At 44.5% G+C, this 21,068-nt stretch carries 22 protein-coding genes and 2 tRNA genes; 16 read left to right on the plus strand and 8 right to left on the minus strand.

All coding sequences use genetic code 11. The features are described from left to right. Positions 1-164: 164 nt before the first annotated feature. The 4 genes from AC5162_RS02565 to AC5162_RS02580 all read left to right on the plus strand — a co-directional run bounded on the left by AC5162_RS02565 (position 165) and on the right by AC5162_RS02580 (position 2,465). On the plus strand, positions 165-638 hold the full coding sequence (locus AC5162_RS02565) for a DUF805 domain-containing protein (protein ID WP_496533683.1): 474 nt from the start codon (positions 165-167) through the stop codon (positions 636-638). Between the two features lie 165 nt (positions 639-803). Next, complete coding sequence (locus AC5162_RS02570) at positions 804-1,289, plus strand: DUF805 domain-containing protein (protein WP_496533684.1); 486 nt, start codon at positions 804-806, stop codon at positions 1,287-1,289. Positions 1,290-1,460: 171 nt separating this feature from the next. Continuing rightward, positions 1,461-2,201 (plus strand): CPBP family intramembrane glutamic endopeptidase, encoded by a 741-nt coding sequence (locus AC5162_RS02575; RefSeq protein WP_496533685.1) that lies wholly within the window; start codon positions 1,461-1,463, stop codon positions 2,199-2,201. Positions 2,202-2,327: 126 nt separating this feature from the next. Further along, positions 2,328-2,465 (plus strand): hypothetical protein, encoded by a 138-nt coding sequence (locus tag AC5162_RS02580; RefSeq protein WP_496533686.1) that lies wholly within the window; start codon positions 2,328-2,330, stop codon positions 2,463-2,465. 205 nt (positions 2,466-2,670) lie between these two features. Here AC5162_RS02580 and AC5162_RS02585 read toward each other — a convergent pair whose 3' ends face one another. Next, positions 2,671-3,177: a TetR/AcrR family transcriptional regulator gene (locus AC5162_RS02585; RefSeq protein WP_496533687.1), complete on the minus strand. Its 507-nt coding sequence runs from the start codon at positions 3,175-3,177 to the stop codon at positions 2,671-2,673. Positions 3,178-3,307: 130 nt separating this feature from the next. Between AC5162_RS02585 and AC5162_RS02590 the strand changes: the two genes are divergently transcribed. From AC5162_RS02590 to AC5162_RS02600, 3 genes are all read left to right on the plus strand, one after another. Then, positions 3,308-5,578, plus strand: a complete 2,271-nt coding sequence (locus tag AC5162_RS02590) for an MMPL family transporter (RefSeq protein WP_496533688.1) — start codon at positions 3,308-3,310, stop codon at positions 5,576-5,578. 197 nt (positions 5,579-5,775) lie between these two features. Beyond that, positions 5,776-5,858, plus strand: a tRNA-Tyr gene (locus tag AC5162_RS02595). A gap of 59 nt (positions 5,859-5,917) precedes the next feature. Then, a tRNA-Gln gene (locus tag AC5162_RS02600) sits at positions 5,918-5,989 on the plus strand. A 164-nt stretch (positions 5,990-6,153) separates the two neighbouring features. On the opposite strand, the gene hflX is transcribed toward AC5162_RS02600, so the two are convergent. The 3 genes from hflX to AC5162_RS02615 all read right to left on the minus strand — a co-directional run bounded on the left by hflX (position 6,154) and on the right by AC5162_RS02615 (position 9,807). Further along, on the minus strand, positions 6,154-7,467 hold the full coding sequence (gene hflX / locus AC5162_RS02605; RefSeq protein ID WP_496533689.1) for a GTPase HflX: 1,314 nt from the start codon (positions 7,465-7,467) through the stop codon (positions 6,154-6,156). 70 nt (positions 7,468-7,537) lie between these two features. Beyond that, positions 7,538-8,212 carry a histidine phosphatase family protein gene (locus AC5162_RS02610; protein WP_496533690.1) on the minus strand — a complete coding sequence of 225 codons (675 nt, stop codon included), beginning with the start codon at positions 8,210-8,212 and terminating at the stop codon, positions 7,538-7,540. 155 nt (positions 8,213-8,367) lie between these two features. Beyond that, positions 8,368-9,807 carry a hemolysin family protein gene (locus AC5162_RS02615; RefSeq protein WP_496533691.1) on the minus strand — a complete coding sequence of 480 codons (1,440 nt, stop codon included), beginning with the start codon at positions 9,805-9,807 and terminating at the stop codon, positions 8,368-8,370. Between the two features lie 462 nt (positions 9,808-10,269). Here AC5162_RS02615 and nrdH point away from each other — a divergent pair, with 462 nt between their 5' ends. The 4 genes from nrdH (at position 10,270) to nrdF (ending at position 14,413) form a co-directional block, all read left to right on the plus strand. After that, positions 10,270-10,500 (plus strand): glutaredoxin-like protein NrdH, encoded by a 231-nt coding sequence (nrdH, locus tag AC5162_RS02620; protein WP_496533692.1) that lies wholly within the window; start codon positions 10,270-10,272, stop codon positions 10,498-10,500. Between the two features lie 105 nt (positions 10,501-10,605). Continuing rightward, positions 10,606-12,777: a class 1b ribonucleoside-diphosphate reductase subunit alpha gene (gene nrdE, locus AC5162_RS02625; RefSeq protein ID WP_496533693.1), complete on the plus strand. Its 2,172-nt coding sequence runs from the start codon at positions 10,606-10,608 to the stop codon at positions 12,775-12,777. Positions 12,778-13,002: 225 nt separating this feature from the next. Beyond that, entirely contained in the window at positions 13,003-13,443 is a 441-nt protein-coding gene (nrdI, locus tag AC5162_RS02630) for a class Ib ribonucleoside-diphosphate reductase assembly flavoprotein NrdI (protein WP_496533694.1), read from the plus strand. Position 13,444: 1 nt separating this feature from the next. Then, positions 13,445-14,413 carry a class 1b ribonucleoside-diphosphate reductase subunit beta gene (gene nrdF, locus AC5162_RS02635; protein ID WP_496533695.1) on the plus strand — a complete coding sequence of 323 codons (969 nt, stop codon included), beginning with the start codon at positions 13,445-13,447 and terminating at the stop codon, positions 14,411-14,413. A gap of 90 nt (positions 14,414-14,503) precedes the next feature. On the opposite strand, the gene AC5162_RS02640 is transcribed toward nrdF, so the two are convergent. Both AC5162_RS02640 and AC5162_RS02645 read right to left on the minus strand, forming a co-directional pair. Next, complete coding sequence (locus AC5162_RS02640; RefSeq protein ID WP_496533696.1) at positions 14,504-15,172, minus strand: phosphatase PAP2 family protein; 669 nt, start codon at positions 15,170-15,172, stop codon at positions 14,504-14,506. Between the two features lie 124 nt (positions 15,173-15,296). Beyond that, positions 15,297-15,440 carry a hypothetical protein gene (locus AC5162_RS02645; RefSeq protein ID WP_496533697.1) on the minus strand — a complete coding sequence of 48 codons (144 nt, stop codon included), beginning with the start codon at positions 15,438-15,440 and terminating at the stop codon, positions 15,297-15,299. A gap of 97 nt (positions 15,441-15,537) precedes the next feature. Between AC5162_RS02645 and mutY the strand changes: the two genes are divergently transcribed. Continuing rightward, positions 15,538-16,587: an A/G-specific adenine glycosylase gene (gene mutY, locus AC5162_RS02650; RefSeq protein WP_496533698.1), complete on the plus strand. Its 1,050-nt coding sequence runs from the start codon at positions 15,538-15,540 to the stop codon at positions 16,585-16,587. Next, entirely contained in the window at positions 16,574-17,716 is a 1,143-nt protein-coding gene (locus AC5162_RS02655) for an AI-2E family transporter (protein WP_496533699.1), read from the plus strand. The genes mutY and AC5162_RS02655 overlap by 14 nt, the downstream gene beginning before the upstream one ends. Before the next feature lie 660 nt (positions 17,717-18,376). Here the strand turns inward: AC5162_RS02655 and AC5162_RS02660 are convergent. Both AC5162_RS02660 and AC5162_RS02665 read right to left on the minus strand, forming a co-directional pair. Further along, positions 18,377-18,712: an Abi family protein gene (locus tag AC5162_RS02660; protein WP_496533700.1), complete on the minus strand. Its 336-nt coding sequence runs from the start codon at positions 18,710-18,712 to the stop codon at positions 18,377-18,379. After that, positions 18,703-18,912, minus strand: coding sequence for a hypothetical protein (locus AC5162_RS02665; RefSeq protein WP_496533701.1), 210 nt, complete (start codon positions 18,910-18,912; stop codon positions 18,703-18,705). Before AC5162_RS02665 ends, AC5162_RS02660 begins: the two co-directional genes overlap by 10 nt. Positions 18,913-19,192: 280 nt before the next feature. On the opposite strand from AC5162_RS02665, the gene AC5162_RS02670 reads away from it, so the two are divergent. From AC5162_RS02670 to AC5162_RS02680, 3 genes are all read left to right on the plus strand, one after another. Then, positions 19,193-20,194, plus strand: a complete 1,002-nt coding sequence (locus AC5162_RS02670; RefSeq protein WP_496533782.1) for a DNA/RNA non-specific endonuclease — start codon at positions 19,193-19,195, stop codon at positions 20,192-20,194. Positions 20,195-20,284: 90 nt separating this feature from the next. Continuing rightward, positions 20,285-20,611, plus strand: coding sequence for a ribonuclease G (locus tag AC5162_RS02675; RefSeq protein ID WP_496533702.1), 327 nt, complete (start codon positions 20,285-20,287; stop codon positions 20,609-20,611). A 134-nt stretch (positions 20,612-20,745) separates the two neighbouring features. Continuing rightward, complete coding sequence (locus AC5162_RS02680; RefSeq protein WP_496533703.1) at positions 20,746-21,021, plus strand: hypothetical protein; 276 nt, start codon at positions 20,746-20,748, stop codon at positions 21,019-21,021. Positions 21,022-21,068: the final 47 nt, after the last annotated feature.

The raw sequence follows: 21,068 nt of genomic DNA on the forward strand, positions 1-21,068 counted from the left end.
GGGGCTTTTCTTGGTTGGTGGGGAAGATTTTAGACTTAGAATTGGGTTGTGTATTGCAATGTTTGGGGAATGGGGAAGGGTGGTAAAAGGCTGTCGTAGAGCTTTGCAAAACCATTTTTTAGTGTTAAACTAAATCTAAGTTAAAAAGGTTTAGGTGAAGAAAAATGATTCATGCATATAAGAATTTCTGGTACCAATATGTTGATTTTAAGCGGCGGTCAACTCGGTCTGATTATTGGTTGGCCATCTTGGCCAACGCAATTATTGAAGTGATCGGTATTGGCCTTTTTGCCGGATTGCTGATGTTGATTAGCTATGTCGGTATGGATAACTTAGGTTGGTTCGGTGCCGTTATCTTTGGCCTGGTTTTGGCTCTGGGTGTGGCTTTGATTGTTTATAACATCGCCATTTTCATTCCAGTGATCTCCTTGAAGTTCCGCCGGTTTGTTGATGCTGGTTTGAACCCTTGGTGGTTTACGATTGTCGTTGCCCGGTATATCTTCGAATTATTGTGGAAGTTGACCCGGGACGGTTTCTTCCTGGTGCCAACAATTATCTTGGCAGTGACAACCTTGGTGATCTTGGTCTTGCCAACCGCTAAGTACTACAATAACGATGCACAAGTTGCAGAAGATTAATTCCATTTATTAGGTACAGCCGTTTGGGCTGTACCTTTTTTTCTTGGTCGGTCTTGCCAAGGTTCTAATTTTCCTGTATTTTATTAGATTAATGGCTTATTTTTGTATCGGAATTTCTGAAACCATGTTAGAATTAGTGGTGGTTTAGAGACCGAGGAGAGAAGTATGTTTAACGCTTATAAAAAATATTGGCAAAATTATTTTAATTTGGAAGAACGGACTTCCCGGTCAAGTTACTGGCTGGTGTCTTTGATGAATTCCGCTTTGACGATTGTGACCTTTACGGTCTTGGCGGGAGCCTTGGACTCTTTGCTGAAGGGTGAGTTTGAATTTGGTGGTCATACCAAGGTTTCAATGCTCTTTCCAGCATTGTTTGTCTTGGTGGCCTTGGCTTATTTCTTGTACCGGGCCGTTACCTTCATTCCAAATCTGACGATGTCATACCGTCGTTACCGCGATACTGGGTTGAAGTCATGGGCCTTCTTGCTAGAACCTGCTAAGTTTGTGGCTAGCATTGGGGCGGCCTATACCGGCTGGCAGATTTACACTGGCGGTCCGGTTGCAATTTGGCAGGTGCCGGTCTTTATGCTGGTGATGTTGGCCAACTTTTTGATTAAGATTTTGCCAACTGACACTTTTGGTCAGGACTAAGATTGAATTTGATAAAAGCTTGGTTTAGCGGTCGAATTGACCGTTGGACCAAGCTTTTTTGATATCTGCTTAATCTTGGTCGGTTACTTTGATAATAGTAAAAGTCGCTAAAATTGGCAGAAATGCTGAGATATGGTACGCTAATTGGGTTAAGGAGAGGCCTTTAGAGAAATGACGGACCACAACCAAACAATTTTTAACCGCTTGAAAGCTGCGAAGACGATTACTTTGAATTTGTCGGCTTTTTTGGCTTTCTTCCTATTAGAGTATGTGACGATGGTCTTTATTCAGGGGTCGGTCTACTTTTCCGGCCAGCAGCAACTCGCTCTCCTGCTCTTAGGCCTTGGGTTGGCGGTCGCTTATACCTGCTATGCCTTGCGGGCCATCCATCGGTCTCACCGCTTGTCTTTAAAAAAGGTTGGCTGGCCAGATGTTACTGACCTTAAGACGATGGTGGCCTACTATATCTTAGGGTGGTCTGGGATGGTCATCTGGAACGAAATTGAACTGTACTTCTTTTATAACCAGACCCATGGGACAACGGAGAACCAATCGGCGATTGATTCGGTTATGCACTTGGGCGGCTGGTATACAACGGTCGTCTTTTCGCTGGTGATTGTCTTTTTGGGACCACTGATGGAAGAACTGCTCTTCCGTGGGTTGTTCTTCCGCTACTTTACCAGCCACAAGTACCCCTGGCTAACCATCTTTCTCTCCGGCCTGGTCTTTGGCCTCTACCACCTGGCTTCGATTTCTTGGGTTTCTCTGTTAGACTTGCCTCCTTACTTAATTATTGGTTGGGCCTTGGCCTATGTTTACTATAAGACTGGTAAACTGTCATCGTCGATTTTGATTCACGTCTTTCACAACGGCTGGATCCAAGTAGTAACGTTAGTGACTCTTTTCCATTGATTTTTGCAAAACCGACGGCTCTGTTAAGAGGGTTTGTCGGTTTTTTTACTAAAATTGCAAGAAAGGCTATCATTAATTTAGAATGTGTATTAGAATGGTAATATATGAGAGTGAGAGGAGGGTGCCGTGAAGAAGAAAAAACAGTCATTATTCGAACGAACGTTTGAAACTAACCGCTTTTGGGTCGCTTTGGCTGTTCTTGCGGTGCTGACCTTGGCCTTGAACATACTGATCCTGATTGGTGAGATTTTCCACTGGATTTAAGCGATAAGGGGTGACGAGCATGAGTGATGACGATAAAGAAATGCGTAAGACTCGAGCCATTTTTTATGGGAGTCTCTTTATTTTAATCCTAGTAAGTATTGTTGTGTGGTTCCAACCATGATGTGGTAGACCACTAAAATCAAAAACCGCCTGCTGTTGATAAGACGAGCGGGCGGTTTTTGTTTGGATTTTTATTTGCCGGTGGTTAATCCTTTGGTAAGGTTCCGTCACGGATAATCTGGTCAAAAACGTGGTAGCCATCTTTTAATTCGTATGGCTTTGACCGGGTATGGTTCCAGAGGCGGATAACGTACATCTTACCGACTAGCCAAGGGATATCTGGGTCAGGCGTTAGTTCCATCAGCTGTTGTAAGATCATCTTGTCAAATAATGCTTCAAAGGAGGGGTCGGTGCTTTGAAAGTTTAAGACAGTAATCGCCGTGTTAAAGCGGATTGGCGTGATTGACTCAAAAGGGTGGTCCTTAAAGGCGGCCAAATCGATGTCTTTGAAGAGGCTAGTTAGAGACGCTGTGAGTAACTCTTCTAATAAGTCGTACTTATCCTCAAAGTGCCGGTAAAAGGTGTTGCGGTGGACGCCGGCCTCTGAACAGATGTCTTTGACAGATAGCTTGGAAAACAAGACGGTTTCCATCATCTTACCGACAGTATCCAAGAGGTGGTCGTGCATTAATTCGTATGATTTATTGGCCATAGGTTTTAAAAATAGGACACTTTCTTAAATTTGTTGCATTTAAAGACAGTATACCATTTTTTGTCTGTTGAACCTAGCTTTCCTTGTACTATAATTGGTATGTTAATTTAAAATAAAAGGAGGAGCAATCATGCTCAAGAGTATGGGGAAATGGATTTATCGTAATAAATTCAAGACTTTATTCGGTTGGCTGGTAATTTTGGTTGCCTTAATTGTGGGAGTTGCTTCCACTGGGTCACATTATACCGAAAGCATCACTGTTTCAAATCTACCATCAACTGAGATTCAAGGAACTTTGAAAAAGGAGTTCCACCAGGATCCGAATGACGGAACGATGAAGGTCGTTATTCAAAACAATCAGACGAATGGTGTTAACCAGGACTCAGTTAAGTCTGCTACTGAAGCAGCCATTAAGAAGGTCCAAGACAAGTATGGTAAGGATATTTCATCAATTTCTGACCCATACACTGCCTCTGGTATTTCTTCCGATAACACGACTTCTTACGTGTCAATTACCTTTAACAAGCACTCAACTGAGGTGTCTCGCTCAGCAATTGACGGCATTAAAAAGACCTTTAACGACAAGGTGAAGTCTTCTAAGACAGAAGTTGAATACACTGGTTCTGTGAAGGTAACCAACCTTCAGCTTGGTGCAACTTCTGAAATTATTGGAATTGCTGTGGCCTTTATTTTGCTCTTGGTTTTGTTCCGGTCATTTGTGACAGCTGGTTTGCCAATCTTGTCAGCCTTGGTTGGCTTGGCATCAGGAGTTGTCTTGATTACGATTGGAACCAAATTCATCACAACGGCTTCCTTTGCTGAAACATTGGCAACCATGATGGCTTTGGCAGTTGGAATCGACTACGCTTTGTTCATCGTTAACCGGTACCGGACTGACTTGGCCGAAACCGACGGCGACCGTGAGGAAGCCTTGGGTCGGGCCGTTTCTGAAGCTGGTGCTTCTGTTCTCTTTGCTGGTATGACGGTTATTATCGCCGTGTCAGCTTTGGCCTTTGTTAACATGAGCTTCCTGACGGTGATGGGCTTTGCTGCTGCAATTGCTGTGGCCTTTGCGGTCTTCTCTGCTTTGACATTCCTGCCAGCGATGATTGCAATTTCTGGCAAATTCATCAAGCCTAACACCAAGACGGTTGACCACATGGCCAAGAACCCATCCAAGGCAACTAAGTTCTTGACGGGTCACCCATGGGTTGCTGCTATCTTGGCAGTTGTCTTCTTGGGTGCTATGGCGGTACCTGCTAGCCATATGCGCCTTGGTATGAGCTACGACGGTGCTTTACCTAAGGACCGGACAGAACGGAAGGCTTACGACATCGTCTCAGACAAGTTTGGTGAAGGAATCAACTCACCACTTGTGGCGGTTGTGAAGTTGGATACCAAGAAGGGTACTGCAGCCAACGAAGCTAACTTGGCTAAGATGGCAACTAAGATGGCCGATATGAAGGGTGTCAAGATGATTACCCCTAACGTTGACCAACAAAAGGCAGCTACTTTGCAGACGCAATTGACTGCAGAAGCCCAACAACAAATGGCCACGGCCGTTGCTGCTGGTCAAACCATTACCCAGGCTCAAAAGGACCAAGCCGCTGCTAAGATTAAGGCAGAAATTTTGGCCCAAGCTTCAAAGCCTTACCAGATTAGTGCAGATGGTAAGTATGCGATTATGGTTTTGATCCCTAACAAGGGTTCAGAAGCCAAGGAAACTTCTAACTTGGTTACCAAGATTAACAACTACTCTGGCACGACGAAGTCAAAGTACGATGCTAAGATTACTTTGACCGGGGTGAACGCGGTTAACTTGGACATCACCAACAAGTTGAACGGTGCTTTGCCAGTCTTCTTAATCTCAGTTGTTATTTTGGCTTTGATTTTGTTGATGTTTGTCTTCCGTTCATTCTTAGTTCCAGTTGTAGCGATGGCCGGTTTTGCTTTGTCAATCTTGGCAACCTTTGGCTTTACGACCTTAACCATCCAAGATGGTGTAATGAAGAATATCTTTGGTATTGCTAAGGGTGCTCCAGTCCTATCATTCTTGCCAATTATCGTGATTGCGATTATCTTTGGTTTGGCGATGGACTACGAAGTCTTTATGGTTTCACGGGCGCGTGAAGAATTCACCAAGACCGGTGATAACGACCGGGCCGTGACGGTGGCTTTGCAGGATTCAGGACCAATCGTGATTACGGCGGCTTTGATTATGATTGCGGTCTTTGGTTCATTTGCTTTGAACGAAGACCCAATGGTTAAGTCAATGGGCTTGGCCTTGGCCTTTGGTATCTTCTTTGATGCCTTTATTGTCCGCTTACTCTTTGTCCCAGCAATGTTGAAGATCTTTGGCAAGGCCAACTGGGTCTTCTTTGGTAGCAAGAAAAACAAGTAATTAAAAATCAGCTTCTAGCTGGATTGGAAACAGTCACTTTTGTGGCTGTTTTTTTGCTTGCCATGGTTTTGTTTAAGGCAGTGGTGGGCTGGGTTTAACTCGGATTTTTGCTAGGTGAAAATTTTTAACTTTTTTTCGGGTGAAGGGCTTGCCAAAGTCGGCTTTGCTTGCTATACTATTTTAGTCGTAAAGATTTTGGGAGTGTAGCGAAGTCTGGCTAAACGCGACGGACTGTAACTCCGTTCCTTCGGGTTCGTAGGTTCGAATCCTACCGCTCCCATTGCTACCTTGACGGGTAGCGTAATCCCGCTGGCTTGACTGTCAGCAAGACTTTACGATTGCCCCTTGGCCAAGTGGTAAGGCAGAGGTTTTTGGTACCTCCATGCGCTGGTTCGATCCCAGCAGGGGCAATAAGTTATCAGTCGGTTCTCAGATGAGAACCGGCTTTTTCTTTGGAAAAAAGAACGGACTAAACCTGGCTGGACTCGTGACCAAGGGCCAGTTTTCTTTGACCGGGGACCTTCTTTGCTAATTCCATTTAAAAACGCCCTGACAGCTTGTCAGAGCGTTTTTTATTAGGCTAAGTATTGTTGGTATTGGTCAACTTCTTTAGGGCTGAGAGCGACCCGGATGAGGGTGCCGTGCTCGTCAAAGTCTTGGTTGATTAGGGCGTGCTTGTCTAGAATCGTGGCAACTACCGCTGAATCGGCGAAGGGCACGTGCAAAGTCACTTCTTGCATGTTGGCGAAAACCGCCTTTTTGATCAAATCAATCACGGCATCTTGGGAAGCCCGGTCACGGGCCGAAATCGTAATTGATTGGTCGCCATCAATGATTGGGTAGTTTAAGCCAGCCTGGTCGGCCTTGTTGTAAACCGTAATCATTGGCTTGTCGGTAATCCCTAGTCGTGCCAAGGTTTCCTTGGTTGTGACCATCATCGCTTCGTGGTGGTCATCAGCAACATCGACAACTTGTAGGAGCAAGTCCGCCTGAGCGGCCTCTTGCAAGGTTGATTCGAAGGCGGCCACTAAGTGGTGGGGGAGCTTGGAAACAAAGCCGACTGTATCAGAAAGTAAGAATTGGGCCTTGTCCGGCAGCGTTAACTGGCGGATGGTGGTGTTCAAGGTCGCAAAGAGCATGTCCTTTTCAAAGACCTGCTTGACGTTTTCGCTTTCAGCTCCCTGGCCAAAGCGAGCAAGCAGCTGGTTCATCAAGGTTGACTTACCGGCGTTGGTATAACCGACCAGAGCGACTGTTGGCAAATCAGCTTCCTGCCGCTTTTTCGACTGGGTGCTGGCGTCTTTTTGCAATTCGGCCAGTTCCTTTTTGATTTGAACCATTTCGTTGGTGACCTGGCGGCGGGACTGTTCCAACTTGGTTTCACCAGAACCACGGCTCGTAAAGCCACCGCCACCGGCACCAGTTTGCTGGTCGAGGGAAACCGACATTGAGGTCCGCAACCGGGGAAGTTGGTACTCCAACCGGGCTAATTGAACCTGGAGCTTAGCAACCTTAGTCTGGGCCCGCTGAGCGAAGATATCTAAGATCAGACCAGTCCGGTCAACCACAGTGGCTTCAGTCGCTTCTTCTAAGTTCCGGATTTGAGAAGGCGAGAGTTCGTCATTAGTGACAATCAGGTCGGCTTCGTAAGTTTTCACGGCAATCTTCAATTCTTCGACCTTGCCCTTACCGAAGTAAGTTGCTGGGTTGGGCCGTTCGAGTGGTTGTAAGAAAGTTTCCACCGGGTGGAGGTTATTGGCCAGGGCCAAGTTTTCTAATTCTTTTAACTCGTAGTCCAAGTTCTGTTTTTGGTCGGACTTTAGGCCGGCTAGGAGGACTGGACGAGCAGGGGTATCGGTACTGGTTGTGCCAGCGGGGTTATTTGCCATAGGGAGCCTTTCTGGATGTATAAAAACGGTGGGAAGGCCACCGCTTGCAAAATAATATGTTGAAAAAAACTTAACCTTCAAAGACCGTGGTGATATCGTTGTAGGTCAAAATATCAGCCCCGTTATCTGTTAACCGCAGGTGCATAATCCCACCGTTGTGGACGGAATCAGCGGCCATTTCGGGGTGGCCAAAGTAATCGGCGACACCGCGGATGGTGGTACCGTGAGAGACTAAGAGAACCTTGTCACCGTCTTGGTGCATGGCCCGGATTTGGTCAAAGCCCTTTTGAACCCGGGTGATAAATTCATCATAGGTTTCGGCCAGGTGGTAGGGGTCAACCGCGGCAAAGAGGTCCATTGCCTTTGGCATTGATAGGTCTTGGACCATTTCAGAATAAGAGCCGTAGGCCTTATCGGTGTGGGCATTCAGGTCCGTTTGGGTGACCTGGGAGTCCCGACCCTCAAAAGAACCAAAGTTTTCTTCCCGGAAGTTGGGCAAGGTCGTTGGTTCCTTGGGTGAGCTGGCCTGGTTTTCACTCAAAGCATAGCGGGCGGTATGGATGGCCCGGGTCAAGTCTGATGAGTAAGCACCATCGAAGTGGACCTTAGCCAAGCGCTGACCAGCCTTGTGGCCGTCTTGGATGCCACTTTCAGTTAATGGGGCATCCGAGTGGCCTTGAAACCGCCGGAGCAAATTAAAATAGGTTTGACCGTGACGGACCATGTAAACGTCGATACTTGCCATGAATGAGGCTCCTTTTGTTCTGATTTTTCGCCATCAAAAATGATGGATTAGAATACCTTAAGTGTACCACGAAAGTTCGGGCTGAAATTTTACAATCGGCGAATTTTTCAAAGAAAAAACCGGCGGCTGTTTAACAGTCACCGGCATGAAAATTATTATTGGCGCTTACGCTTTTCGTCCAATTCGAACTTGATCCGTTCTTGGTCGGACTTAAAGTGCCGTTCACCTTGTTGGCTGCCTTGGTCATCATTTTCTTCGCTGTCAGTTGATGGTTCCTCTGGTTCGGGGTCCAATTCCTTGACGGCAAATTCTGGGATAAAGGCATTTTCATAAGAGAGGGCTGTGACCTGGTAGTTGGCAATTCGCAGGGAATCACCCGTTCTAAACTCAGGGTCACGCTTTAAGACGTACCCAGTCAAGGTGACGGCTTCATCATCGTCCAATTCCTTGATGTTGGTCTTAAAGTAGTCCTGGAAGTCATACAAGGTTGTCTTACCAGAAACCTTGTAACGACGGTCACCGAGCTTTTCGATGTAGTCATCGGCAACGTCATCCATTTCATCGCGGACAGAGCCAAAGAGCTCCTCGTAGATATCCTTATCGGTAATGATTCCGGCGGTACCACCGTACTCATCAACTACCACTGCGATTGGGGACCGCTTGATCATCATTTCATCCATGACGTCGTGCAAGTCCATGTTTTCGTTAACGGCTGGGATATCTCGCATAATCCGGGCGACGGGCTCTTGGCCGGAGATCCGGTTTTGACGGACAAGGTCATAATTAAAGACGTAGCCTAAAACTTTATCCTTGTCGTTTTCCGCCACGACCGGGAAGCGGGAGTGGCGTTTTTGCAAGTACTCGTCCAGACCCTTAGAAATTGGGTCCATCACGTCAATCACGTCCATCGAGGTCCGGTCAATCATGACATCCATGGCGACCTTATCGTTCATTTCAAAGGCTCGTTGCATGAAGGTCAAGTCTTCGGTATCCAGCTCACCGGCTTCCGCCGCATTTTTAGATAGGGATAGGATTTCGGTTTGTGAGTAAATATCTTCTTCTGAATTGACTTGGAAGCCAAGCATATGGGTAATGGCATTTGACAAATGATCCAAAATCCAAATGAAGGGGTACAAGAGGACGTGGAAGAAGCGGACGGGCTTGACGATAAAGAGCAAGACCTTGATTGGTTCTTCGATGGCGATGTTTTTTGGCACCAAGTCGGTGAAGACAGCGTGGACAATCGTGAAAATTACGATGGCAGACACTGAAGCCACGGGCTTAGCATAATCACTTGGCAAGATGTGGGTTGCTAAAATCACATCAGCAACCGTTTCTTCACCAATCCACCCTAAGATTAGGGAGGTTAAAGTGATTCCAACCTGGGCGGTTGATAAGAATTCGGTTAAGTGCGAGACCATGTGAATGGCATGCGCAATGTTCTTAGAAGGTTTTTCGCGGTCGGCTTGGAGGGCTTCCAAGGCCGATAAGCGGACCTTAACGAGTGAGTACTCCGTTAACGTAAACAAGACCGCCAATAATAAGATAAAGATAATGACGAACGTATTCAATAAGAACGAAGGTCCAGAATCCACAGTTAAATACCTCATTTCACTTTCATAAATAGTTATTAGATAAATTACTTTCTATTATATCAAATTTTACCAAAAGTGCTATGGTCTGAAGGCAAAGTGTTTCTTAAACCAGTTCTGAAATTGGTCTAGGAAAATTTGGGCCGAAAAATTCACAAAGAAAAAATTTGTTCGCCTCCCTAAACTTGGGCTTTCTTCGTGAAAAATGAGCCTTACAAATCATGGAAAGTGAACAGACGGGCCTTTTGCAACCTTAGTAACATTTGTGAATTAAAATTCTTATTTTTGTAAAAAGCCTAGTCTGATAGGCTTTGTCCGAACAAATGTTTGTGCAGACAATTTTAGACCTTGAACTCTCAAAAAAATCGTCTAAACTAGTAATTAGCTCAATTGCCCAGTGCTGATTGCAAACCGCATCGCACCAACGGGGGAAGTTGAAATTTAAGAGAAAGTTGGACCTAGAATATGTCTCAAGTAACGGTCTTTACCAAAAATAATTGCGTACAATGCAAAATGACGAAGAAGTACCTCGATGGAATCGGTGTTTCTTATGACGAAATCAACATTAACGAACAACCAGAATATGTTGACCAATTGAAAGAAGCTGGTTTCAAGCAGACTCCAGTTGTTCAAATCGCTGGTCAAGAAGCCTTTTCTGGCTTCCAGCCTTCAGCATTGAAAGCTTTGACGGCTTAAGGTTTTTTGTCGTCTTTTTTTGCACTCTGAAAAAAATTGGCCTAGCTGAAATATTTTAAGTAAGGGTGCAGGAAATTTTCCAATGCATTCAAGAAGGGGAAGTAGATGTCACTACTTGATTTAGACCTCAATGAGGTTACATACTTTGATTTAAACAACGAAATCAACATTCCAAAGGATAACCAAATCCAACTTGGCAAAGACCAAGAAGCTTTGGAAGCTTTTATGAAGGAAAACGTTGAACCAAACATGAAGCGTTTTGGTTCAGTCGCTGAACACTTCCAATGGTTGATTGATAACGATTTCTTGGAACCGGAATTCGTCGACCAATACGAGATGTCTTTCATTGAAAAGTTGTACGACTTTTTAGAAGAACAAGACTTCCACTTTAGTTCCTTTATGGCGGCCTTCAAGTTTTACAACCAGTACGCCCAAAAGACCAACGATAAGGCTTACTACGTTGAATCATACTTGGACCGGGTGGCCTTTAACGCTTTGTTCTACGCGAATGGTGATGAAGACTTGGCCATGTCATTGGCCAACGAAATGATCCACCAACGCTACCAACCAGCAACCCCTTCATTCTTGAATGCTGGCCGGGCTCGCCGTGGTGAATTGGTTTCTTGTTTCGTCTTGCAATCAGGCGATGACATGAACTCCATTGGTCGGATCATTAACTCTGCCTTACAGTTGTCCAAGATGGGAGGGGGAGTTGGAATCAACTTGTCCAACCTTCGTGAAGCCGGTGCACCCGTTATGGGAATCGCCAACTCAGCTGGTGGAATTGTCCCAGTTATGAAGCTGTTGGAAGATTCTTTCTCATTCTCATCACAAGTTGGGGCCCGTCAGGGTGCTGGGGTTGTTTATTTGAACGTCTTCCACCCCGACGTGTTGACTTTCCTTTCAACTAAGAAGGAAAACGCCGATGAAAAGGTCCGAGTTAAGACTTTGTCACTTGGGTTGATGATGCCAGACAAGTTCTACGAATTGGCCAAGGATAACAAGGAAATGGCCTTGTTCTCACCAGTTGATGTGGAACGTGAATACGGCGTGCCTTACAACTACGTTGATTTGACTGCTGAATATGACAACATGTTGGCCAACGACAAGATCAATCGTCGGATGGTATCAGCACGAACTGTTGAAGAAGAAATTTCAAAGCTCCAACAAGAGTCAGGGTACCCATATGTTGTTAACGTCGATACGGTTAACCGGGCCAACCCTGTTGCCGGTAAGGTCGTTTCTTCTAACCTTTGTTCTGAAATCTTGCAGGTTCAAACCCCATCAACGATTAATGATGAACAAAACTATACGGAGCTAGGTGAAGATATCTCATGTAACTTGGGATCAATCAACATCGTTAACATGATGAAGACCCCTGACTTTGGTGCTTCTGTCGAAGCCATGATCCGGGCTTTGTCATTTGTTTCAGACCAATCCAACTTGAACGTTGTGCCTTCCGTACAAAACGGGAACCAATCAAACCACGCTGTTGGTTTGGGGGCAATGGGCTTGGCAGCCTTCTTCGCTCAAAACAAGATGATGTATGGTGACGAAGAAGCCTTGGACTTTACCAAGACCTTCTTTATGACCTTGAACTTCTACTCATTGAAGGCTTCCATGAAGATTGCCATCGACCGCAAGGAAACTTTCAAGGACTTTGATAAGTCAGCTTACGCTGATGGTTCATACTTTGAAAAGTACTTGACCAAGGATTGGTCAGCTACGACACCAAAGGTTAAGGAGTTGTTCGCCAACTTGCCAGTGCCAACTAAGGAAGACTGGGCAGAACTTCGTGACCAAGTCATGGAAAATGGTTTGTACAACGCCTACCGTCACGCCGTTGCGCCAACTGGTTCAATCTCATACGTTAACAACACGACCGCTTCATTGCTACCAATTGTTAACAAGATTGAAGAACGACAAGAAGGAATGATTGGGAAGGTTTACTATCCAGCCCCAGGACTATCAAATGAAACGATGCCTTACTACGTGTCAGCCTATGACACCAACATGAAGAAGGTGATCGACATTTATGCGGCTGCCCAAGAACACGTCGACCAGGGAATGTCATTGACCTTCTTTATGCGGTCAACGATTCCCGAGGGCTTGTATGATTGGAAGAATGGTCGGACTGATAAGATGACGACTCGTGACTTGTCATTGTTGCGGAACTACGCCTTTACCAAGGGTATCAAGTCTTTGTACTATGTCCGGACCTTCACCGATGATAACCAAGAATCTGGTATCAACGAATGTGAGTCTTGCTCAATTTAAGGCCCTTGTGTCTTTTTGTAAAATCATTCTAACGAATTGTAAGTTTTGTCACAAACGACCGCAAAGGCCGATAGTGATAGGGTGGAAGCGATTTCACCGTACATATTGGATAGTTGACCTCCGTCAACTTTCTTGTTAAATTAGTCAATGTTAAATGTTTGTGCATTTTTTATTTTGTGGCTGATGGGTTTTCTGATGAGTACCCACCAACAGAAAGGACCCACTATGGCGACCTACCGGCTCTTATATGCTAGTATCGAAGGCAACACCGAATCATTCATCCAAAAGCTTAAGGCCGAGGCTGAGGCCGACGGCAATGCCCTTGATACCTTAGCGGTCGGCGAAGAAACTGATTTTCAAGTTGAGGCCAAGCCCTTTGTGGCAGTGGTACCCACTTATTTGACGGGTGGAACTGGCACGGGTCCGGAAGTCACTGAAATTTTCACGAACGCGCTGCAAGACTATATCGACTTTGAGGAAAACGCCACTTTGATTAAGGGCGTGGTTGGTTCTGGCAACCGGAACTTCAATGACCAATATATTTTGACGGCGAAGCGCTATGCTGACAAATACCAAACCCCGTTGTTAGGCGACTACGAACTCCGTGGTACTAGCCGGGACGCCGAGAAGATCTACCAAAAGATCAAGGAAACACTAGGAGATTAAGATGGAACACGTAAATAAGGGCTCATATACAGCGATTAACTGGAATGATATCGAAGATGCCTTAGATAAGGCGACTTGGGAAAAGTTGACCCAGCAATTCTGGTTGGACACCCGTGTCCCAATTTCAAACGACTTGCGTAACTGGCGTGGGGACTTGAACGAAACAGAACGTCGGGTTTACAACTTGGTCTTTGGTGGTTTAACCACCTTGGATACTTTGCAGTCCCAAGACGGAATGGCTTCACTCCGTCGTGATGCTGTTAACCAAAAAGAAGAAGCAGTCTTGAACAACATCCAATTTATGGAATCTGTTCACGCCAAGTCATATTCTTCAATCTTTGAAACGTTGAATGAAAAGTCAGAAATCGATGCTACCTTCGAATGGGCTGACACTGACGAATTCTTGCAATACAAGGCCAACAAGATTAACGATATTTACCAAACTGGAACACCTTTGCAAAAGAAGGTTGCTTCCGTCTTCTTGGAAACCTTCTTGTTCTACTCTGGTTTTTACACGCCATTGTATTACTTGGGCCACAACCGGATGTTAAACGTTGCTGAAATCATCAAGTTAATCTTGCGTGATGAATCAGTCCACGGTACTTACATCGGTTACAAGTTCCAAATCGGCTTCAACCAGCTTTCTGAAGACGAACAAGAAGAAATGAAGGCTTGGATGTATGATTTGTTGTACGACTTGTACGACAACGAAGAAAAGTTTACCCATGAAATCTACGACCAAATCGGTTGGACCGATGACGTTTTGGCCTTCTTGCGCTACAACGCTAACAAGGCCTTGATGAACTTGGGTCAAGAACCAATGTTCCCTGACAACGCCGAAGACGTTAATCCGGTTGTGATGAACGGAATTTCAACTTCAACTTCAAACCATGACTTCTTCTCAGGAGTTGGTAATGGTTACTTGCTTGGTCAAGTTGAAGCCATGTCAGATGATGACTACCAAAAGTAATTAAGTACTGATAACAAATAAAAGCGACCCGCTGATAAAATCAGTGGGTCGCTTTTTGAGTTTGGATTTTTATTTGCTAGAGCGAAAGGCCTAGGCTTCTTGGTCTTTAAAGTAGTGGAAGTTGCGCTTCAAGTATGAGGCAACCACAGGATAAAGACTGGCACACAAGATTACCCAGGCGTAAGCCAAGAGGTAAGCGGCGATGGTGTCAGAGGTGTAGTGGGCTGAGAAATAAACCCGGGAAACCATATCCATCAAGGCTAGGGTGACTAAAAGCCACTTGACCACAATCCGGATGACGGCGTTGTTAATGTTGGGGGTAACCAGCAAGAACATCATCATGACCGTTACCCACATCGCCAGAACATGGTTGGAGGGAAATGAGAACCCGTTGTCAGACAGTAAGTGACCAACTGGCCGGTCGCGCCGGACCAAGACCTTGATGATTTGGGTAATCACATCACCGCCACCAGCAGTCAACAAGACCCAGATTGATGGGATTTTTAAGTCGGCCAAGAGTAAAACAATTGCCAAAATCAAAGCATAAGCAATGTTAATTTCAGGTGAACCAAGAAATGAAGCAACCGACATTAAGGCGTCTCCGTAGCTAGTTTGCGTCCCGGCCATAAAGGACCGGATTGATTCGTCCATTTGGCTTGGAAAAGCAGCGTTGGTTCCGACTAAGACGGCAAGGATAATAAAAAGTAGAGCAGCAAAGACTGCTCGACGGCGTTGCTTGTTTTCAACATTTATGATCATAGAAAATCTCCGAAAAGCAAAATAGCTTATTAAATCTAGTATAAACTAAGTTTTGTTTCTAAGGCAAGAAACTTGGTTGATTTTGCCAATGATAAAGAAAAAAACTAGCGCTAGGCTAGTTTTCTTACTTGGTGTTAGGGATTTCTTTTGTCTTACCCTTTGCCCATTGTTGCAATTGAGCAACAGCTGCTTGGCGCTTCTTCTTAGCAGAATCATGTCCTACCTTACGTCCACGGGCAAATGAGTTCAACGGCGTCTTTACTGCCATAGTAGTCACTCCTTATATTTAAATAATTATAAACCATTCGTACAAAGAACTATTATACTAGCTTTTCTCAGGGTTTTCAAGTGTTATAATATTAGGTATGGAGATTTGGGACCAAGCAACAATTGAAGCCTTTCGCAAAGACCTCTTAGCCTGGTATGACCAGGAAGGTCGGTCGACCTTACCCTGGCGGAAAGACCATGACCCTTACCGGGTTTTGGTTTCGGAGCTAATGCTCCAGCAGACCCGGGTTGACACGGTGATTACTTATTTTAACCGTTTTATGGAAGTCCTGCCAACGGTTGCCGACTTAGCGGTGGCAGATGAAGACTTGGTCTTAAAACTTTGGGAAGGCCTTGGTTATTATTCCCGGGCCAGAAACCTACACAAGGCTGCCAAATACGTGACTAACGACTTAGGCGGCCATTGGCCCGAATCATACGATGACTTGCTGGCCTTGCCTGGGGTCGGCCCTTATACGGCAGCGGCAATCGCTTCGATTGCCTTTGGCCAGGTGGTACCCGCGATTGACGGGAACTTCTTCCGGGTTTTCGCCCGTTTGCTCAAAATTGACGATGATATTGCCCAACCTAAGACTAGGAAGGTCTTTTACCAGGCGATTGAACCCCTGGTCGACCCAGACCGGCCTGGTGACTTTAACCAAGCGGTAATGGACCTTGGGGCAACTTATATGAAGACCGATAACCCGGATACTGCCCATTCGCCGGTTAAGTCCTATAATGCCGCTTACCGCGACGGGGTCGAGGACCAGTACCCGGTTAAAACCAAGAAGAAAAAACCAGTCCGCCAGGTCTACCAAGCCCAGGTTAGCCGGGATGGTGACGGTCGGCTATTGTACGAACACCGGCCAGAAACTGGTTTGCTGGCTGGTTTTTGGACCCTGCCTTTAAAAGAAGTCGGTTCGGTTGAAGAGTTGGTTGGCACTCAGTTGACCATCAAGCCGGTCGTTCACGTCTTTTCCCACCGACGGTGGGAGATTTGGTTGGTTGAACAAGATTTGCCGACGGATTTTGCTTTAGCAGATAACCAGTCTTTTTTCTCGATAGCAGATGAAGAGGCGTTGGCGCTGCCCAAAGTCCAACATAAATTACTTTCCGCTCTAAAGGAGATTGACGATGTTTCCCAATGAAAAAGCTAAAAAATTATTTTTCTGGACGATTGAAGCACTGGCGGTCGCCTGCTTAATTTACCTAGTTTTCCGCTTTGACTTTATCATGCACCCCTTGGCAGTCTTTGCCAACACGGTTTTTATGCCGTTGTTGGTGGCGGGCTTCTTCTACTATGTTTTGAAGCCAATTTTAAAGCTGATCCAAAGGGTCAAGGTTGGCAAGTGGCAGATGCCCCGGTCTTTGGCCGTGATCATCACTTTTTCACTGTTTTTGTTGGTGATTATTGGGGCCGGGATCATCTTTATCCCGCTGATTTTAAATGAAATTTCGAACTTGATTAGTTCAACGCCGGACTTTATTAACCGCGGCCAGGAATTTATCCAAGACGTCACTAACCAAGAGTGGTTTAAGCGTTTGGATATCATGGTCCCTGATGATGAAATTAAGAAAAACGTTGCCAAATACAGCACTTCCGTGCTGTCCGCAACTGCTGGTACCATCCAGTCGGTCATTATGGGGGCAACTTCATTTACCATTAACGCCTTGACGATTCCAATTATTTTGTTTTACATGTTAAATGATTCCAACCGCTTTTTGCCCGCCATGGAAAAGTTCTTCCCCAAGAAGAACCAAGCAGATGTCCAAAAGCTGGGCAAGCAACTCGACCGGACAATTGAACGGTACATCTCTGGTCAGGCCATCCAGATGATCTTTGTTGGATTTGCGATGAGTATTGGGTACGGCCTGACTGGTCTGCCTTATATCTGGTTACTTGGTTTCATTGCCGGGATTGCCAACATTGTCCCTTACATCGGTCCCTTTATCGGGGTTATCCCAGCCGTAATCGTGGCCTTGTCGATTTCATGGAAGATGGTGATTGGAATTGCCATTGCGATGGCGATTGTCCAACAGGTCAACGGCTCGATTATCTACCCAGTTTTGATTGGTAAGAGTTTACAAATTCACCCATTAACAGTGATGTTGCTCTTGCTTGGGGCCGGCAACCTTTGGGGCATCATCGGTATGATTATTGTCGTCCCAGTTTATGCCATTGTCCGCACAATTGTGGTCTACATCTACAAACTCCACCTGATGCAGCGTGATCAAAAATCCGCGGCGGACTTGTTGGATAAGGACTTGGATGAATGAAGTTGAATTATTTTGGGTGGCTCATTTCCGCCTGTAAACAAAAAACGACCTATAGGGTCGTTTTTTTGTGTAGTTAACATATTTTAAGAAAATAAAAAACGTCCCGACGGATCAGGACGTTTTAGGCGTGGTCCGAAAACCGTCGCCGCAATTTATATTAAATATATTAGCGTAAAAAAATGGGGATGTCAATTTTTAGAAAAGGGGTTTGATTTATCAAAAATTACGCCTACAAATTAGTAATTACTGACGTTAACTTTAGGTCATAATCAGATCCAAGAATACGGAATGCAATTGTGTTGTCATTTAAGTCGTTTTTTAATTTTTCTGCACTTGATAAGAATGACTTGATAAAGCGTTTTGTTTCTTGTTTTGATTGGCCAAAATTATTAAAGTAGTGGGCAATTAGAATAGGATAGTCAGTTATAGTTCTAAAGTTAATATCAACGGGAATGTTGAATTCTGTTTTTAACTGTTTGCCAACCCTAGTTTTGATTTTCGCACTACGAAAACGAGTATCAAACACGATATTATTGTGTGCAATGGCATTTCTTAAATCCTTTAAGATGAATATATGGTCGACAAGAATTGAACCATCAGTATCAATAGCAGTATTTGCAGTGTGTAACGCCTTGGCGATGTTTAATTTTGTTTGAGTATTTAATAGTGATACAAAATTACCAAAGTGCCCATCATCATAAGCTCAAAATATGCCCAAATAGGAAGGGACCGTTCACTGTTAATGTAGTGCTGAACGTAAGGTCGAGAATAATTGTCAGCAATAAGTTTTTCAAGTTTTGACTTCAGTCTGAGTCGCTTGGACATTTCTTTTTTGTAGTTAGAACTACCAGCTGGCAGTTCTCTAAAATGTGTTAAATGGTTTTCAAACACACTTGAGAAAGAAACGTTATCTGTAACAATCTCGTTGAGTACTACATTTTTAAGTAAGGTTTCTAGCTTCATTATGTATGGATACATGACTTGCTTTAACGCCATATCATAGTTGTAGATGCTGTTATTTGAGAGAAGTTAGAAACGTTTAGTGGATTATCTTTGCTAGTTAAAAAACGATAGGCTTTATAACCATGGTAGTATCCCATTTCTGTTAATCTTTTTTTATCTACTGAGCCACTAATATTAATATGATGTTCGTCTCGAATATGAATCATCAGTCCATTTATGCTTTTTCCTTTCATGAAAATAAACCTCACAATATATTTTATGAATTTGCTTTTACAAAAAAATAATAACATGAATTTTATTCAGAAAATTATTATTTTTTACGGCATATCTTTCTAAGTATTTTCTTATGATTTCCTATCTTTTTCTCCAAATCATAAATAATATACTGTAAAATAGAAAAAGTATTTTAACGATACAAAGAGAAGAGAAAAGTATAAAAGTGTTGGAGAGAAGACCGTGATTTTGATTTTATTGGTAGTGGCCGTTGCTGCAGTGGCTACGTTGATTTTGGCTATTAGCAAGGGCACCCGGATTAGCCGGTGGTTAGCGGTTGCCTTGCTGGCCTTACTGGTAGTTGGAACGGCAGTGACCAACGTTGAAGGTCAGGGGACTGCATTTGCCAAGAGTAAAAAGTCGCATTCGGTGAAGAAAACGACTGAACCAAGTGGGATTTTAACTTTCACTGGTAAGAGGCAAATGGTGATGGGCGACCGTGATAGTCTCGGTCGCGCTACTTATTCGCATATCCAGTTGCAAGACAAGGATGAACCAAAGCAAAAGCGGTCAGCTCGGTTGACCTATAACCCGGTTGGTTGGCATAATTTTAAGTTCTATTATGGAAATGGGTCGAGCCAAGCCTGGCTAATGAACCGGGGTCACTTGGTGGGTTACCAGTTTAGTGGCTTGAACGATGAGCCCAAGAACTTGGTCCCTGAAACGGCCTGGATGAATGCTGGAAATTATAAGGGGATGAACGACGGTAATAATGGTTCGATGCTCTACTATGAAAACCGGTTAGATTCCTGGTTGGCCAACCATCCAAATTATTGGTTAGATTATTTGGTTAAGCCAGTTTACCAGGGAAGTGAATTAGTTCCGCGTCAGGTTCAACTTTCATATGTTGGAATCGATGCTAGTGGCAAGCTGTTAACCATTAACCTTGGTTCTGATAAGGAATCGACGGACCAAAATGGTGTTACCCATGTTACCTTGGACAATGTTTCGCCAAATGCAACGATTGACTATGCTACTGGTCGGGCTACGAATACCGTTTCTAAGACCAGCACCGCAACCCAATCTTCTACTAAGAAAAAGAAGACGACCAAAGCCACGACTAGTCAAACAACAACTACCAACACTGGGTCAACCCGGACCGTCTACGTCACCGGTGGTGGTAAGTCCGATGTTTACTGGTACAGCATGGATAATATGCCCTCTCGGACTAACAAGGCCAATGTGGTGACGATGACGGAAGCGGATGCTCAGGCGCAGGGGAAGCGGTTGTCGAGCCGGTAATAATTTGTCAAAGTAATTAAACATTTATAGTAAGAACAGTATTAAAACGTGCAGGTTCTGAACCACGTTAAAAGCTGTAAGGAGAGAAAGATGCAAGAAGAAGTACCACAAGAAGTAAAGGGTTGGAACTGGGCGGCCTTTATGATGAGTAGCTCATGGGGAATTGGTAACAAGACTTACTTGCCATTGCTATGCTGGATTCCATTTTTCAACCTGGTTTGGATGTTTGTTTGTGGCGTTAAAGGAAACGAATGGGCCTGGAAAAAAGGGGATTACCAAGACGTTGAAACCTTCAAGGCTGTTCAAGCAACTTGGAACCGAGCAGGAATTTTCCAGTTTGTGATTTTTATCGCTGTGATTATCCTTTACTTTATCTTGATGGGATTGATCATCAAGGCCATTACCGCTTCACTTTAATTTACTACTAATGCCAAATGAAGGGCTGTTTAGGCCAATCATTTGGTATTTTCATTTGGCAAAAGAAAAGACTGGTAAATTTAGCAAAACCTAGTAAAATAGCAGTAACCTTTTGAAAGTTAATGAGGAGTACAATGTTTTTACTATTTGGATTGATTTTAATTATTTGGGGATTTTTCTCCCTCTTTCGCTTCACAATTAACCTGTTTTCATACCTAATCATGATGGTAGGTGTCTTGCTAGTTATCGCCTTCTTCTTGCACCACTGGGTCTTGTCCCTGGTGATTGCAGCCGTAATTGTTTACTTTGTCCGCACTGGTAAGAAGAATGTCCCACATTCGGGTCAGACTTTTACCAACACAGACCGCCGCGACATTTCGGATGAAGCAGAACAAAGTGATGCAAAGTAAATATTTGAAAAAGAGACTGCGGAAGCGGTCTTTTTGTTTGTCTAAAA

It is taken from the genome of Fructobacillus sp. ChS1-6f1-1-27 (assembly GCF_059579415.1).

Coding starts and splice junctions, on each gene's coding strand:
- AC5162_RS02565 (WP_496533683.1), top strand. CDS start 165: ATGATTCATGCATATAAGAATTTCTGGTACCAATATGTTGATTTTAAG.
- AC5162_RS02570 (WP_496533684.1), top strand. CDS start 804: ATGTTTAACGCTTATAAAAAATATTGGCAAAATTATTTTAATTTGGAA.
- AC5162_RS02575 (WP_496533685.1), top strand. CDS start 1,461: ATGACGGACCACAACCAAACAATTTTTAACCGCTTGAAAGCTGCGAAG.
- AC5162_RS02585 (WP_496533687.1), bottom strand. CDS start 3,177: ATGGCCAATAAATCATACGAATTAATGCACGACCACCTCTTGGATACT.
- AC5162_RS02590 (WP_496533688.1), top strand. CDS start 3,308: ATGCTCAAGAGTATGGGGAAATGGATTTATCGTAATAAATTCAAGACT.
- hflX (WP_496533689.1), bottom strand. CDS start 7,467: ATGGCAAATAACCCCGCTGGCACAACCAGTACCGATACCCCTGCTCGT.
- AC5162_RS02610 (WP_496533690.1), bottom strand. CDS start 8,212: ATGGCAAGTATCGACGTTTACATGGTCCGTCACGGTCAAACCTATTTT.
- nrdH (WP_496533692.1), top strand. CDS start 10,270: ATGTCTCAAGTAACGGTCTTTACCAAAAATAATTGCGTACAATGCAAA.
- nrdE (WP_496533693.1), top strand. CDS start 10,606: ATGTCACTACTTGATTTAGACCTCAATGAGGTTACATACTTTGATTTA.
- nrdI (WP_496533694.1), top strand. CDS start 13,003: ATGGCGACCTACCGGCTCTTATATGCTAGTATCGAAGGCAACACCGAA.
- nrdF (WP_496533695.1), top strand. CDS start 13,445: ATGGAACACGTAAATAAGGGCTCATATACAGCGATTAACTGGAATGAT.
- AC5162_RS02640 (WP_496533696.1), bottom strand. CDS start 15,172: ATGATCATAAATGTTGAAAACAAGCAACGCCGTCGAGCAGTCTTTGCT.
- AC5162_RS02645 (WP_496533697.1), bottom strand. CDS start 15,440: ATGGCAGTAAAGACGCCGTTGAACTCATTTGCCCGTGGACGTAAGGTA.
- mutY (WP_496533698.1), top strand. CDS start 15,538: ATGGAGATTTGGGACCAAGCAACAATTGAAGCCTTTCGCAAAGACCTC.
- AC5162_RS02655 (WP_496533699.1), top strand. CDS start 16,574: ATGTTTCCCAATGAAAAAGCTAAAAAATTATTTTTCTGGACGATTGAA.
- AC5162_RS02660 (WP_496533700.1), bottom strand. CDS start 18,712: ATGGCGTTAAAGCAAGTCATGTATCCATACATAATGAAGCTAGAAACC.
- AC5162_RS02665 (WP_496533701.1), bottom strand. CDS start 18,912: ATGAAAGGAAAAAGCATAAATGGACTGATGATTCATATTCGAGACGAA.
- AC5162_RS02675 (WP_496533702.1), top strand. CDS start 20,285: ATGCAAGAAGAAGTACCACAAGAAGTAAAGGGTTGGAACTGGGCGGCC.
- AC5162_RS02680 (WP_496533703.1), top strand. CDS start 20,746: ATGTTTTTACTATTTGGATTGATTTTAATTATTTGGGGATTTTTCTCC.